Annotated in this window: 10 protein-coding genes and 1 tRNA gene; 3 read left to right on the forward strand and 8 right to left on the reverse strand. The window is 63.4% G+C overall.

The genetic code is table 11. The annotated features are described in order from the left end of the window. The first annotated feature begins 18 nt into the window (after positions 1–18). Positions 19–95, forward strand: a tRNA-Arg gene (locus Y88_RS05345). Between the two features lie 48 nt (positions 96–143). Here Y88_RS05345 and trhO read toward each other — a convergent pair. The 7 genes from trhO to Y88_RS05380 all read right to left on the reverse strand — a co-directional run bounded on the left by trhO (position 144) and on the right by Y88_RS05380 (position 11,468). Beyond that, on the reverse strand, positions 144–980 hold the full coding sequence (gene trhO / locus Y88_RS05350; protein WP_008066977.1) for an oxygen-dependent tRNA uridine(34) hydroxylase TrhO: 837 nt from the start codon (positions 978–980) through the stop codon (positions 144–146). Between the two features lie 46 nt (positions 981–1,026). Beyond that, on the reverse strand, positions 1,027–2,469 hold the full coding sequence (locus tag Y88_RS05355; RefSeq protein WP_018075957.1) for an efflux transporter outer membrane subunit: 1,443 nt from the start codon (positions 2,467–2,469) through the stop codon (positions 1,027–1,029). Positions 2,470–2,510: 41 nt separating this feature from the next. After that, the gene (locus Y88_RS05360) at positions 2,511–5,729 is read right to left on the reverse strand and encodes an efflux RND transporter permease subunit (protein ID WP_008066979.1); all 3,219 of its coding nucleotides are present in this window, start codon (positions 5,727–5,729) and stop codon (positions 2,511–2,513) included. Next, positions 5,726–8,872 (reverse strand): efflux RND transporter permease subunit, encoded by a 3,147-nt coding sequence (locus Y88_RS05365; RefSeq protein WP_008066980.1) that lies wholly within the window; start codon positions 8,870–8,872, stop codon positions 5,726–5,728. Before Y88_RS05365 ends, Y88_RS05360 begins: the two co-directional genes overlap by 4 nt. Then, on the reverse strand, positions 8,869–10,077 hold the full coding sequence (locus Y88_RS05370) for an efflux RND transporter periplasmic adaptor subunit (protein WP_008066981.1): 1,209 nt from the start codon (positions 10,075–10,077) through the stop codon (positions 8,869–8,871). Before Y88_RS05370 ends, Y88_RS05365 begins: the two co-directional genes overlap by 4 nt. 252 nt (positions 10,078–10,329) lie before the next feature. Then, a complete protein-coding gene (locus Y88_RS05375) occupies positions 10,330–11,070 on the reverse strand; it encodes a hypothetical protein (protein ID WP_018075956.1) in 741 nt (246 codons plus the stop codon). A 98-nt stretch (positions 11,071–11,168) separates the two neighbouring features. Further along, positions 11,169–11,468: a hypothetical protein gene (locus tag Y88_RS05380; protein WP_008066989.1), complete on the reverse strand. Its 300-nt coding sequence runs from the start codon at positions 11,466–11,468 to the stop codon at positions 11,169–11,171. A gap of 271 nt (positions 11,469–11,739) precedes the next feature. Here Y88_RS05380 and Y88_RS05385 point away from each other — a divergent pair, with 271 nt between their 5' ends. Next, entirely contained in the window at positions 11,740–13,461 is a 1,722-nt protein-coding gene (locus Y88_RS05385) for a monovalent cation:proton antiporter-2 (CPA2) family protein (protein ID WP_008066991.1), read from the forward strand. A 190-nt stretch (positions 13,462–13,651) separates the two neighbouring features. Then, positions 13,652–14,077, forward strand: a complete 426-nt coding sequence (locus Y88_RS05390; protein WP_232280925.1) for a MarR family winged helix-turn-helix transcriptional regulator — start codon at positions 13,652–13,654, stop codon at positions 14,075–14,077. A 10-nt stretch (positions 14,078–14,087) separates the two neighbouring features. Here Y88_RS05390 and Y88_RS05395 read toward each other — a convergent pair whose 3' ends face one another. Next, entirely contained in the window at positions 14,088–15,290 is a 1,203-nt protein-coding gene (locus Y88_RS05395; RefSeq protein ID WP_026167019.1) for a CaiB/BaiF CoA transferase family protein, read from the reverse strand.

A 15,290-nucleotide genomic window follows, 5' to 3' on the forward strand; every position in this document is an offset into this window, starting at 1 on the left:
TTATGGCGCAATGCGCGCGCGCCCTTAGCTCAGCTGGATAGAGCACCTGCCTTCTAAGCTGGTGGTCACAGGTTCGAATCCTGTAGGGCGCGCCAAATTTTCATATTTTTCAGAACGATGATGGTCAATCCTGACAATCAGGTTCAGCCCTCGGGATGGTCTGCGCACAACGGGCAGCTTGTCCCCGGAAGATAAAGCGGCGAAGCCTGATCCGCTTCCCCGACCGGCGCGCCACATGCTACACACGCGACATGATGGCCTTGCGCCAATCCGTGCCCCAGCGCGACCCGTTCGTCGAAGACGAAGCATTCGCCTTCCCACAGGCTGTCCTCGGCCGGCACCTTTTCAAGATAATTCAGGATCCCGCCCTTGAGGTGATAGACCTCGTCGACCCCTTCCCCTTTCAGGAAAGCGGTCGATTTTTCGCAGCGGATCCCCCCGGTGCAGAACATCGCCACTTTCGGCTGGCGTCCTTTGCCCAGCAACGCGTCCCGTTCGCGGCGGAACCATTCGGGAAATTCGCGAAAGGTGCGGGTATGGGGATCAATGGCGCGCCGGAAAGTCCCCGCCACCACTTCGTAATGATTGCGCGTGTCGATCACGATCGTATCCGGATCGGCGATCAGGGCGTTCCAGTCCTGCGGCTCGACATACGCACCGACACTGGCGAGAGGATCGATGCCCGGAACGCCCATGGTGACGATTTCGCGCTTCATCCGCACTTTCATGCGCCCGAACGGCATGGTCGGGGCAGTCGAGAACTTGACGTCGAGTTCGGCACATCCCGGCAAGGCACGGATGTGGTCGAGAACCGCGGCAATGCCCTGCCCGCTGCCCGCGATGGTACCGTTGATCCCTTCCCCGGCCAGCAACAGGGTTCCCTTGATCCCCTGCTCCTCGCACAAGGCCAGAAGAGGCGCTCGCAGCGCAAGGGGATCGACAAAGGGCGTGAACTGATAGAGCGCAGCAACGGTGATCATTCACGCCCCCTAGCGCCAAACCACCGCCCGCGCAAAGCGGTGAGGGTCAGCGCACAGAGGGTTGGGGCGCAGGCAGCGTGGGGTGAAGATCGACCGAACCCGTCCATTGCCCACCGATCGCCTGGATCAGCGCGACAGCGGTCGTCTGGCGATAGACGGTGTTCAAAATGAGATTGACCCGCGCGGTATAGGCCGTCGCCTGTGCCTGGGTGACGCTCGTAAAATCGACCGTACCGGCCTGATACTGATTGCGCGTCACCGTCTCGGCGCGATCGGCCGATTGGGACGCCGTCGCATATTGGGCGTCCTCCGCCCGATATGCGCCGACAGCAGCCAGGTCGCTTTCGACTTCCTGAAAGGCATTGAGGACTGTCTGGCGATAGGTCGCGACCGACGCGTCATAGGCCGCACGGGCACCACGGACCTTGGCCGAACGAGCGCCCCAGTCGATCAGCGTTTCCGCCGCACTGGCTCCAAGCGACCACAGCGAGGTCGAAGCACCGAACAACGATCCGATCGTGCTCGACTGCGATCCGCCCGAAGCCGTCAGCGTGACTGTCGGGAAGAACGCGGCCTTCGCCACGCCGATATTGGCATTGGCCGCCGCGACAAGGCGTTCGGCATTGGCAATGTCGGGCCGCCGTTCCAGAACCGCCGAAGGAACGATCCCCGGCACGTCCGGCACCACCGGATGCCAGGTCACCTGCGCCAGAGAGAATGTCGAAGGATTTTCGCCCACAAGCACCGCGATCGCGGCTTCATAGGCGGCGCGTTGGCGATCGAGATCGCGACGGCTGGCCTCGGCATTGGCGAGCGTCGTCCGCGCGGTGTCGACGTCCGCGCTGCTGACAGTCCCGGCGGCAAACTTGTTGCGCGTGACCTCGAGCGAGCGGCGATAAGAAACGATCGTCGCATCGAGCATGACCGCCTGCGCATCGATCCCGCGCAAGGCAAAATAGTCGGACGCCAGCGTGCCCTGCGCCGAAAGCGTGGCATTGGCGAGTTCTGCGGCAGAGGCCTCGGCCTGAGCCCGGGCGGCGCGGGTCGTGTTGGTGAGATTGCCCCAGAGGTCGGGAACCCAGCTCGCACTTCCGGTCACGGAAAACGTGCTCACGGCTTTCGACCCGCTGGCAAAGGTATCCTGATGCGTCACCCCGGCGCTGCCGCTGGCGGTGGGCAGCAAGGCCGCCCGATCCACCCGCACCGTTGCCAGTGCCTGTGCATAGGCGGCACGATAATAGGCAAGGTTCTGGTTGGTGACGAGCACGCGCGCTTCAAGCCCATTGAGCGTGTCGTCGCCGAACAGCGTCCACCAGGCCCCCTTTGCCGCGTCGTCCGACGGTTGGGCGACTGCCCAGCCGGGATCGGCCTTGAACGTCGGCGTCGGCGTCACACTGGTCGGCACATGGTAAGTCGGAGCCATCGAGCAACCGCCGACAAGAGCGGAAAGGGCCGAAAGGGCAAGCACGGAGCGCAAACGGTAAGGCATCGGGTTACGGCATCCACAGGGGGAACATCGACACATGACGATCACGCCTCCGCCCGATCCGCCGCCCCGTGCCGGGCCAGCAGATATTCATGGGGAGAGCGACGACGCCACTTGTCGAGCGCGAGATAGACGACAGGCGTGGTCAGAAGCGTCAGCACCTGGCTGACCAGCAGGCCACCGACAATGGCGATCCCGAGCGGACGGCGCAGCTCGGCCCCGTCTCCGAACCCGATCGCCAGCGGCAAGGCACCCAGTGCCGCGGCAAGCGTGGTCATGAGGATCGGTCGGAAGCGCAGAAGGCTCGCCTCGCGGATCGCATCAAACGGGCTCATCCCGAGCGAGCGTTCGGCATCGATGGCAAAGTCGATGATCAGGATCGCGTTCTTCTTGACGATCCCGATCAACAGGATGACCCCGATAAGCGCAATGATGTCGAATTCGCCGCCGGTCACGATCAGGGCAAGGATCGCCCCCAGCCCGGCCGAGGGAAGCGTGGACAGCACCGTCAAGGGGTGGATCGCGCTTTCATAGAGAATGCCGAGCACGATATAGATCGCGAAGATCGCGGCCACGATCAACAGCGGGATCGTCGCAGTCGATTGCTGGAACACCTTGGCCGTGCCGCCGAAATCGCCGTGAACCGTCGCCGGCAGGCGCAGGGCAGCCTGGGTCTGGGCAATCACTTGCGATGCCTGCCCCAGCGAGGCCCCGGCCGGGAGATTGAAGGAAACCGTTGCCGAAGGTTCGCCGTCCGAATGGCTGACCGCTGCATTGGTCGAGGCCGAGACCCAATGGGCCACGGTAGACAGCGGCACCAGCGAGGACGCCGACGTGCTGACCGCGCTGCCGATGGCGGCATTGTTGCCGAGCGAGGCATTGGACGAGGTCGCGCTCCGCGCCACTGCGATGCTGCCGCCGACCGGCAGGTAGAGCCCCTGCAACGCCTCGGGTTTTCCTGCAAAGGCGGGGTCCGCCTCCATCACCACGTGATACTGGTTAAGACCCTGATAGATATTGGCGACCTGCCGCTGACCAAAGGCATCGTAGAGCGTGTTGTCGATCGTCGTCACCGGTACGCCCAGACTGCTCGCACGGTCGCGATCGACGACCACATAGGCGCTGGCCCCGGCATCCTGCTGGTCGATGTCCACGTCGGAAATTGCGTTGGGTTTTGCCTTGAGCGCGCGAACGAGCCGGTCGCCCGCATCGGCAAGCTGGTCGGGCGTTTCGGCATGCAGCACATATTGGTACATGCTGGTCGTCTGGCGTCCGCCGACCTGAAGATCCTGTACCGGGTTGAGGAACAGACTGACCCCGCGCACCTTCCCAAGACGCGGGCGGAGGCGCTGAATGACTTCATCGACGGAAACCCGCTGGTCCCGTGCCTTCAGCGTCACGAACATGAAGCCGGACCCCGCGCGCCCGCCACCGGCGAAGGCAACGACGGTATCGACGGCCGGGTCAGAGCGGACAATGCCCTCGATCCGGGTCATTTTTGCCGACAACTGGTTGAAGGACAGCGATTGATCGACGCGGAGCCCGCCGATCATGCTGCCTGTATCCTGCTGCGGCAGGAACCCCTTGGGCGCAATGGCGATGCAATAGACGTTGAGCACCACCGCGCCAAGCAACAGCAAGAGAACCGGCCCACGATGCCGGAGCGCCCAGTCGAGTTGCCGCGCATAGCTGCGCTGCATCCAGTCAAACAGGCGTCGCGATCCATTGAACAGCGCCCGACTGAAGGGATCGGCAGGCTTGTTGTCCTCTTCGGGCACGAGCACGCGCGAGGCCAGCATCGGTGTCACTGTCAGCGAGGCGATCAGGCTGATCCCTACCGCCGTCGTCATCGTCAGGGCAAATTCGCGCAGGAGCCGCCCGAGAATGCCGCCCATGAAAACGAGCGGAATGAAAACCGCAACCAGGCTGACTGAAATCGAAAGAACCGTGAAACCGACTTCCTTGGCCCCGCGCAGGGCCGCCGGAAAAGGCTTCATCCCTTCTTCGACATGGCGTGCAATGTTTTCGACCACAACGATGGCGTCATCGACAACGAACCCGGTCGCGACGGTCAGAGCCATGAGCGAGAGATTGTCGAGCAGAAAGCCCGAGAGATACATGACCCCGACCGTGCCGAGCAGTGAGACGATCACCGCTGCTGCCGGAATGAGCGTCGCGCGCCAGCTTTGCAGGAACAGGCTGACGACAAGAACCACCAGCAGCGTCGAAATCAGCAGGGTGAATTCGACTTCGACCAGCGAAGCGCGGATCGTGACCGTGCGGTCGGTCGCGACTGCCAGCTTGATATCGCCGGGAAGCTGCGCCTGAAGCGCGGGCAATTGGGCTTTGAGGGCATCGACCGTCGCGACGATATTGGCATCGGGCTGGCGCGTGACGATGATCGGCACCGACTTCTTGCCATTGAACAGCCCCATGGTGCGAATGTCCTCGGGGCCGTCGACGACTTTGGCGACATCGGACAGATGAACCGGCGCACCATTGCGCCATGCGATGATCAGCGGTGCGAAATCGGCGGCCTTGATCCACGGCTCGTTCGAATAGACTTGCCACGCGCGCCCGGAATCGCCGGTCGTGATCCCTTCGATGACGCCGCGCGGACGATTGGCGCTGGCTGACTGCAGAGCCGTGCGCACGTCTTCGAGCGCAATCCCCGTGCGTGCGAGCTGCAACGGATTGATCTCGACACGGACCGACGGCAACGCCGCCCCACCCAATTCGACATTGCCAACGCCGTCCACCTGCAACAGGCGCTGTTCGACGATGTTGGAGACTGCGTCATAGATCTGCGCCGGGCTACGCGTGGCGCTGGTCAGCGTCAAAATGAGGATCGGCGCGTCGGCCGGGTTCATCTTGCGATAAGTCGGCTGCGCCTTGAGCGTGCTCGGCAAGTCGGCGCGCGACGCGGCGATCGCAGCCTGCACATCGCGAGCGGCACCGTCGATGTCGCGCGACAGGTCGAATTGCATGATGACCTGTGCCTGCCCGAGCGTCGAGCGCGAGGTGATTTCGTTGACCCCGGCGATCGTCTGTAGTCGGCGTTCGAGCGGGCTGGCGACGGTGCTCGCCATCGTCGCCGGGCTCGCACCGGGCAGCGAGGCCTGCACCATGATCGTTGGAATATCGACCTTGGGCAGCGGTGCGACCGGCAGTTTCAGAAAGGCGGCGATCCCCGCCAGCGCCACCCCGATGGTCAGGAGAATGGTGCCGACAGGTCGCCGGATGAAGGGGCCCGAGATATTCACGCCTGCGCCAGCTCCGCCCCGGTGCTCTTGCCCATGCGGCGTTCGCGCATGCGTTCGAAGGCGAGGAAGATTACCGGCGTCGTGAACAGGGTCAGCACCTGGCTGAGGATCAGACCCCCGGCAATGGCAAGACCGAGCGGCTGGCGTAGCTCATGACCCATGCCCTGGCCGAAAATCATCGGGACTGCGGCAAAAAGCGCGGCAAACGTCGTCATCATGATCGGGCGAAAACGCAAAAGCGCCGCTTCACGGATCGCCGTTTCGGGATCATGCCCCTCTTCACGCATGGCCACGATGGCAAAGTCGATCATCATGATCGCGTTTTTCTTCACGATCCCGATCAAGAGAACGATGCCGATGATGCCGATGACGCCCAGCCCATAAGACGTCGTCGCCAGCACGATCAGCGCCCCGACCCCCGCCGAGGGCAAAGTCGAGAGGATGGTGACCGGATGGACGAAGCTTTCGTAAAGAACGCCCAGCACGATGTAGACGACGATGATCGCAGCAAGCACGAGCACGGCCTCGTTCGACAGCGCCGAACGGAAGGCCGATGCCGCCCCCGAAAAGTCAGTCGTGACCGACGTAGGCAGGCCAATGGCCTTTTCCGCCGTCTCGATCGACGTCACCGCGCGCCCGAGCGAAACGCCGGAAGCCAGATCGAAACCGATCGAGGCCGCCGGGAACTGGTTCTGCCGCGCAAGCACGAGCGGAACCCAGCCTTCCCGTACCCGCGCCACGGTTCCGAGCGGAACCTGCGACCCTGAAGGCAGGGGAATGTAAAGCTGGCTGAGGGCCGAAGGATCGGCGAGCATTTTCGGCGAGGCCGAGAGGATGACGCGGTTCTGGCTCGACTGCGTATATATTGTCGAAATGATGCGCTGACCAAAAGCGTCGTACAAAGCATTGTCGACAGTCAGCGCGGAAATGCCCAGACGTGCGGCGGCATCGCGGTCGATATCGACGATGACCGCCCGCCCCTGCCCCAGACCAGCGGTGTTGACGTCGGCCAGCGTGGCATCGGATTTCAATTGATCGGCAAGGCGCCGCGCCCATTGATCGACGACATCCTGATCGGCGCCCTGCAAGGCGAACCGGTAAGGCGTGAGCCCGGTTTCGGTATCGATGGTCAGGTCCTGCACCGGCTGGAAATAGAGCCGGACCCCGGCGATTTTGGCGGCCCGTTCGGTCAGGTCGGCAATCACCTTTGCCTGTGTCGCGCGCTCCTCGATCGGCTTGAGATTGATGACCATGCGCCCCTGATTGAGCGCGGTATTGACGCCATCGACCCCGACATTCGACGACAGCGACGCGACGGCCGAGCTTTGCAACAGGGCATCCGCGACCTGCTGCTGCAAGGCGGCCATATGGGTATAGCTGACATCGGGGCTGGCGACGACGGTGGCACGGATCTGTCCGGTATCCTGAACCGGGAACAGGTTCTTGGGGATCACCCAGAACAGCACGCCGGCCAGAACGAGGCTCGCGGCAAAGACCGTGAGCGTCAGGCGCGAGCGTTGCATGACCCAGCCGAGCGCCCGGCCATAGGCATGGGCGAGCTTGTCGAAACCATGCATCACGCCATCGACGACGGCGAAGCGTCGTTCCTCATGCTCGGGACGCAACATGCGCGCAGCCAGCATCGGCACGACAGTCAGGGCCACCACCGCCGACAGGACGATGGTCACCGCAAGGCTGATCGCGAATTCGCGGAACAGGCGCCCGACGACGTCGCCCATGAACAAGAGCGGGATCAACACCGCGACAAGGCTGACGGTCAGGGAGATGATCGTGAAACCGATCTCGCTTGCGCCTTTGAGCGCGGCGTCGAAGGGTTTCATCCCCGTCTCGATATGGCGCGCGATGTTCTCGATCACGACGATGGCATCATCGACCACGAAACCCGAGGCGATCGTCAAGGCCATCAGCGTCAGGTTGTTGATCGAGAAGCCCAGCGCCCACATTGCGGCGAAGGCCCCGACGAGGCTGAGCGGAACCGAGATCGCCGCGATCATCGTTGCGCGCATCGATCCCAGGAACAGGAAAATCACCAGAACGACCAGCAGGACCGCCAGCACCAGTTCGAACTGCACGTCCGAGACCGAGGCACGAATGCCTTCGGTCCGGTCAGTCAGGACAGTGACCTTGATGTCGGCAGGCAGCTGCGCCTCGAGATCGGGCAGCGTCCCCTTGATCGAATCCACTGTCGAGATGACATTGGCGCCGGGCTGACGCTGAACATCGATGATGACGGCGGGCTGGCGGTTCATCCAGCTGCCGGTACGCACGTTTTCGACCCCGTCCTCGACACTGGCAATGTCGGAGAGGTGAACGGGCGCATTGTTGCTCCAGGCGACGACCAGCGAGCGGTAATCGGTCGCGCTGCCGAGCTGATCGTTGGCATCGATGGTCCAGCTCTTGGTTTCGCCGTCGAAGCTGCCCTTGGCCATGTTGGAATTGGCATTGCTGATCGCGTTGCGAATGGTCTCGAGGCTCAGCCCGTGATTGGCGAGCGCCTGGACATTGGCGACGATCCGCACGGCGGGACGCTGACCACCCGACAGGGTGACGAGGCCGACACCGGAAACCTGCGCGATCTTGTTGGAAAACTGGCGCTCGACAATGCCTTCGACTTCACCGAGCGAACGCGTCTTCGAACTGACGCCGATGGTGATGATCGGCGCGTCAGCCGGATTGACCTTGGCATAGACCGGCGGGGTCGGCAGGTCGGACGGCAACAGCGAGTTGGCGGCATTGATCGACTGCTGCACTTCCTGTTCGGCAACATCGAGCGAGACGCCGAGCGTGAACTGCAACGTGACGACCGATGCCCCCGACGAGGAATTCGACGTCATCCGCGCCAGCCCCGGCATCTGCCCGAACTGCCGTTCGAGCGGACTGGTGACGGTCAGCGCAATGACGTCAGGGCTGGCGCCGGGATAGACGGTCCGGACCTGAATCGTCGGATAATCGACTTGCGGCAGAGCCGAGAGCGGCAATTGGCCCCAGGCGATCAGTCCCGCCAACAACAGGGCTACCATCAGCAGCGTGGTCGCCACCGGTCGCAGGATGAAAGGACGGGACGGTCCGCCCGGCAGAGCCCCTTCCGCCGGACTTTCGCCCGCGATCTCGCTGTCGCTCACTGCGCGTCGGCTCCGCCCTGCTTGCGATGGCTGCCGCCCTTGCCCTTTCCTTCGGGCAGGCGAACGGCCGATCCGTCATCGAGACCGTCCGCGCCTTCGGAAACGACCGTTTCCCCCTTGCTCAGCCCCGACAGGATCGCGGTGTGGACGCCATCGCTCGGCCCCATGCGGACAACGCGGATCTTCACGGTCTTGTCCGGCTGCACGACGAAGACAAAGTCCCCTTGCGCACCGTGACGCAAGGCCGAAACCGGCACGATCGTCACCTGATGCAGCGTATCGACCAGCATCGTCACGTTGACGAACTGGTTGGGGAACAAGAGCGGCGCTTTCTCGCCCGTGGCTCCGGCAGTCGCGGGATTGGCGACCCGCGCCTTGGCCTTGACGGTGCCGGTGGTCGTGTCGATCTGGTTGTCGAAAGTCGAAAACTTGCCGTGGGCAAGGACAGTCTTGTTATCCTGATCGAGAATGGTGACCGGAAGCCCTTGCGCGGTTCCCGCCTTGCGCTGGACGCTGGCAAGGTCGGCCTGGGGCAGTGAAAAGACCACGTCGATGGGATCGATACGCGTGACGACTGCAACGCCGCTGGTATCGCTGGGCGTGACATAACTGCCCACGCTCACTTGCTTCAAACCGATGCGGCCGGTGAACGGAGCCTTGATCGTGCTGTACTGGATATTGAGGCGTGCGGTACCGACGGCCGCGCGATCGGCCGCGATCGTGCCTTCGAGCTGCCCGACGGTGGCGCGCTGGGTGTCGAGCGTCTGGCGCGCGACCGAATCCTGCAGCGAAAGCGTTTGATACCGCTTGAGGTCGAGCTTGGCCGAAACCAGCGTCGAGGAATCCTTGGCGAGAGTGCCCTGAGCCTGCGCCAGTGCCAGATCATAAGGCCGCTGATCGACCTGCACGATCGGCTGTCCTTGCGTCACCATCTGGCCTTCCTTGAACAGGATGCCCATGACGTAGCCCGAAAGCTGGCTGTGGACGGTGGCGGTATCGATCGGTGTGACCGTGCCGATCTCGTTCACCGTTTCGGGCATGTCGCCCACTTCCACGCTCGCGACCGCAACGGCAGCGGGCGGGCGCCCGGCCTTCGCATTCTTGGCCGCCCCTCCGGTCGCCAGCCAGCGCGCAACCAGAGCGACAGCAAGCAGCCCGGCAATCACCAGCACATAGACCAGCCAGCGCGGCCGCGATCGGCGCACACCGCCTTCAGCTTCGACGAAACTCGACAGGGCAAACCTCCATGAACACGGCGATGGCGTCCCCCACGTGCACCAGCCAGAGCACTGGCCGCGCCGGGTGCGAGGCTCTTCAGCCCATCCCCGACAAGGACGATCCAAAGAGCGGCACGGGAGAACGACCGCCATGCTCTCCTAGCGCGCAAAGCGGTCGCAACGAAAATACTAAATTGTCGCCGAAGCCGTTCTCTGCCGTCAGGTTTGCATCAAATCGTATCAGAAGGCCGGTTTGGGCAAGACCGTGTCGATGTCTGCCTGCGATTCCGCGCCTGCAACCGGAGCCGAAGACGCCGGAGGAGCCCCTCGCCCCGCCGCCGGCTCGACCTCGTTGGGCAGCGGCTCGTAATAATCCCAGGCCGACGCGGGCTGGCGCATCGCCTCGGCGACATCGGTATGGGTCACAGCTCGCGCATGCAGGCCCGCCATCGGCGCAACCGACGCGGCAGCCAGCCCGGCAGTTGCCGGAGCGGTAGGAACGGGAACAGCCTGCCCTGAAACGATCAGGCCGGGAACACTGGCAATCGGAGCCTCATGGCCGAACCCCGTGGTTCCGGCGAGGATAGGAACGGACGCCAGCGACGCCTGCCCCTCGGGCAAAACAGGAGCCGCGCCACCTGTTTCCGTGCCGAACGCCCTGTGACGCCGTCCTGCCCGATTTTCACCGACATGCGCACCACTCGCGATCATCCGCAGGCGCGCAGGCACCGGCCCCGCAATGCGCTCCACAATCGGCATGGAAATCCGGCGTGAAGGCATCGCTGGAACCGCATCGTGAACAGGAGGTCCGCTGATCGCCGAAACAGCCTGCACCGCAGCACCCGTACGCAGCAGGAGGCCCGCACCGACAAGAACCGAGGCAAACTTGATCGCATCGATCGCAATCCGACCGACAAGACGACGCGATCCGCCCTTTGTCGAAATGCCCGCATCCCCCGTCATCATGCCAACCCCGGTCATGCCCTGCGCGAATCCCCCTGATTCGCGCAAAGGCGCAGCCCGAGCCGCATGACAGGTCGAAATTACGGTTAAGGGACTCTTGCCGCGAGGTCCGTATTTCAGCCGATACGCGTGCCGCTCAGCGCAAAGCTGCCGAACATGCCCGCCGTCACCGCCCCGGCAATGGCATCGCCATCGACGGTCGCCTTGCAATCGAGCTTCATCGGCATGGGAACTGTCAGCTGGCTCGACCAGGTGAGGACATTTCCGTCGATCTTGCCGTCAGAAATATCCATCGAGCCCATCTGCCCCACATTGCTGCCGGTAAAGCTGTCACCGCTGGCCTCGATGGTCAGAACCGATTTCTGATCCCCCATCGGGGTCTTGGTGACGATTTCATAGGTTCCTGCAACCGACATCGAATTCTCCCGTATCATGGCTCTGCCATGGCGAGCCGTCCCCTTGCTTCGCGCCTACCTACAACGATGTCAATATTGTAAGCAATCTGCCGGGTTGACCCGCGCGTCAACTTGACGCGATCGCCCTCGACAGGGACAAATCAGGCAGCACGAAATCCGCATAAGGGATTGAACGCCGCACGAAACCATCCAGCCCCGGCACAACGCGAAACCATAACAGAGGAGAGAGACCCTGCACGCCAGCCAGCCCACACCGCTTCTTCATGACGGCGTGCTGCTTTTGGGCTTTGCGCTTGCCTTCGTGCTGGTTTTCCGTCGTCTCGGCCTCGGGGCGACGCTGGGCTATCTGCTCGCGGGCGTTGTCGTCGGGCCGCAGGTTCTCGACCTTGTCGGCGAAGCGGAACAGAAAATGGGGATCGCCGAACTCGGCATCACCCTGCTGCTGTTCCTGGTCGGGCTGGAACTCGATCCCACGCGGTTGTGGCGCATGCGCAAGGACATCTTTGCCGTGGGCCTTGCGCAAGTGGCGCTCTGCGGCCTTGCCCTTGCCGCCGCGCTCCACTTCACCACCGATTTTTCAACGGCTGCCGCGCTTGCGCTGGGATTGCCGCTTGCCTTGTCCTCGACCGCGCAGGTCCTGCCGATGCTGCAATCGTCGGGGCGAATGAAGACCCGCTTTGGCGAGCGCGCCTTTGCCATCCTGCTGTTTCAGGATCTGTCGATCATCCCGATGATCACGATCATTGCGACCTTGAGCCGCAATCCGACGACAGCAGGTGGAGAGCCCGGCTGGATCCGGGGCCTCGAGACCGTCGGCGCGATCGTGACGCTGGTCCTGGCCGGACGCTACCTCATTCGGCCGCTGTTCCGTCTGATCGGCAATCTCGCCGAGCGCGAGATGTTCGTGGTCGCGGCGCTGTTCACTGTTCTGGCTGCGGCCGCAATGATGGAAATGCTCGGGCTTTCGAGTGCACTGGGCGCCTTCATTGCCGGGGTGATGCTGGCCGACACGCCTTATCGCCACGAACTCGAAGCCGATGTGGAACCTTTCCGATCGATTCTGCTCGGCCTGTTCTTCCTCTCGGTCGGCATGATGCTCGATCTCACCGCCATCGAGCGCGATCCGCTTTTCGTCATCGCCATGGCCCTGCTGGTGATCGCGGTGAAAGCCTGTGTCATCTTTCTGGTCGGGAAACTCGCCGGGATGGGTTGGCGCAATGCCCTCGCGCTTGGTCTTCTGCTCAGCCAAGGGGGCGAATTCGGCTTCGTGCTCTTTGCGCAGGCCTCTCAGGCCATGCTGATCGCGCCTCAGGCCGCAAGCCTGTTCGGTGCGGTGGTCACACTGTCGATGGCAACGACGCCTTTCCTGATGAAGGCGACCCGCCGGTTCCGCGAAGTCCCCGCCGGCCCCGCACAGGAGCGCGAAGGTCCGAGCGGCGATTGCGCCAATGCACTGATCGTGGGGTATGGCCGGTTCGGACAGGCCGTGGGCCAGATGCTGCTCGCCGGGGGAATTGCCGTCACGCTGATCGATCGCGATATCGGCATGATCGACACGGCGGCAACCTTTGGCGCGAAAGTCTATTTCGGAGACGGAACCCGGCTCGACGTGCTGCGTCAGGCAGGGGCCGCGGACGCCGAACTGATCGTGTTCTGCCTCGACGGGGATCAGATCGACAGCGATCTTATCCATGCGGTCCACGCCGCCTTTCCCAAGGCCGCCATCCACGTCCGCGTCTTTGATCGCCGCGCGTTGATCCAGCTGAAGCCGACGCCCGCCACCAAAGTCATCCGCGAAACGATGGAATCGGCCATCGCCCTTGCCCGCTGCGCGCTCGAAAGCTCGGGCATGAGCCAGGAAGCGATCAAGCGCGCCGAAGCGCGGTTCCGCAGCCGTGATCGCGAACGCCTCGACGCGCAGATTGAAACGGGTGACATTCTGGCCGCGTACGACCGCATTTTCACCGAGATCGAGGAAGGCATCGGCGCATAACCCAATGCAACGGCATCAAAAGTTCATGCAGGAGCATTCAAAAATGGATGTCCCTGCATGAATTTTCGATGCACCGACATGGATCGGAACCATGCCGCGGCATCGATACGCCTTCCTGCCGAATGGTTAACGCATGCACCGGCATCGGCCGGAATTGCTGCCTGCGCCCTCCCGACGCATCATCATGGGCATGACAAAGCCCGCCGCCATCACTCTGCTTGCCTGGGACCGCCTGCTCGACGCAGGTGCTCGCGCCATGCGCGCGGCACGCCGCGAGTTGAAGCGCGCCGGGCTTCCCCCGCTCGAATGGTACGACATCCTCGCCGCCATCGACCGGCGCGGCCCGGGTCGCCCACGCGATCTTCAAGCCTATCTCGGCATCGAACAGTACAATCTGTCCCGCCTGCTCTCACGCATGGAACGCGCAGGCCTGGTCACGATCATGCCGTGCCCCGGCGATGCGCGCGGGCAGATCGTCGATCTCACCCCTGCCGGACGCGAACAGCGCGCAGCGATGTGGCCGGCCTATTCCACCGCCATCCACCACACGATGGAATCCCGCCTCGACAGCGACGAACGCATCCAGCTTGCCGGAATGCTGGAAAAGGTCGCCTGATCCCGTGCCGTCAGATCACCCCCGCCTTTTCCAGTTCCGCGAGTTCCTGAGCGCCAAGGCCCAGCAACTCGCCCAGCACTTGCGCATTGTCCTGTCCGGGACGCGCGGGCGCCGGGCGGCGGACGCTGCCCGGTGTGACGGAGAATTTCGGGAACGTCCCCTGCATGCGCAGATCACCGAAACGCTCGGTCGGAACCGTGACGATCGCCTCGCGCGCGGCGAAATGCGGATCTTCCAGCATGTCGGGCGCGCGATAGACTCGCCCGGCGGGAATGGCCGCCTCGATCATTTTCGCCTCGACTTCGGCAATGGTCAGCGTCCTGGTCCAATCCTCGATCAAGGCGTCGATCTCGGCCTGGTTGGTTCCGCGCGCGACATGGGTCGCAAAACGCGGGTCCTGCGCCAGCTCGGGCCGCCCCATCGCTTCGGCCAGCCGCTGCCAGAGCGAATCCTTGTTCGCGCCGATCATGAATTCGCCGTCCTTGCAGCGATAGACATTCGAGGGCGCAATGCCTTTCAGAATCGATCCCGCGCGTTCGCGGATGATCCCGGCACGGTCGTATTCGGGCACCAGCGATTCCATGACCTGAAGCACGCTTTCATAAAGCGCAGCGTCGATCACCTGCCCCTGCCCGGTGCGGTTGCGAACGTGCAGCGCGGCCAGAATGCCCATGCAGCCATACGTCGCGGTCAATGTGTCGCCGATCGACACGCCCATGCGGCTGGGCGGACGATCCGGCTCACCGACAATATAGCGCCAACCGCCCATCGCTTCGCCGATGCCGCCGAACCCGGCGCGATCGGCATAAGGGCCCGTCTGCCCATATCCCGACATGCGCGCGATGATGAGGCCAGGCTGTTCGGCAAGCAGGCGATCGGGCCCGAGCCCCCATTTCTCGAGCGTTCCGGGACGGAAATTCTCGATCAGAACATCGGCTTGCGCAATCAGGCGCCGGGCGAGTGCCTGTCCTTCGGGCACGCGCAGATTGACGCTGACCGACCGCTTGTTGCGCGCGATCACTTCCCACCACACCTTGTCGGTGCCGCTGCCCCATTCGCGCATGGGATCACCTGCGCCGGGCGGCTCGATCTTGATGATATCGGCGCCCATATCGCCCAAGAGCTGCCCGCAGAAAGGGCCCGCGATCAACTGCCCCATCTCGACGACGCGCAAGTCACCCAAAGCGGTTTGGGGAATGGAAGATTCCGTCAC

The sequence above is a fragment of the Novosphingobium nitrogenifigens DSM 19370 genome, from assembly GCF_000192575.1.
GTDB lineage: Bacteria > Pseudomonadota > Alphaproteobacteria > Sphingomonadales > Sphingomonadaceae > Novosphingobium > Novosphingobium nitrogenifigens.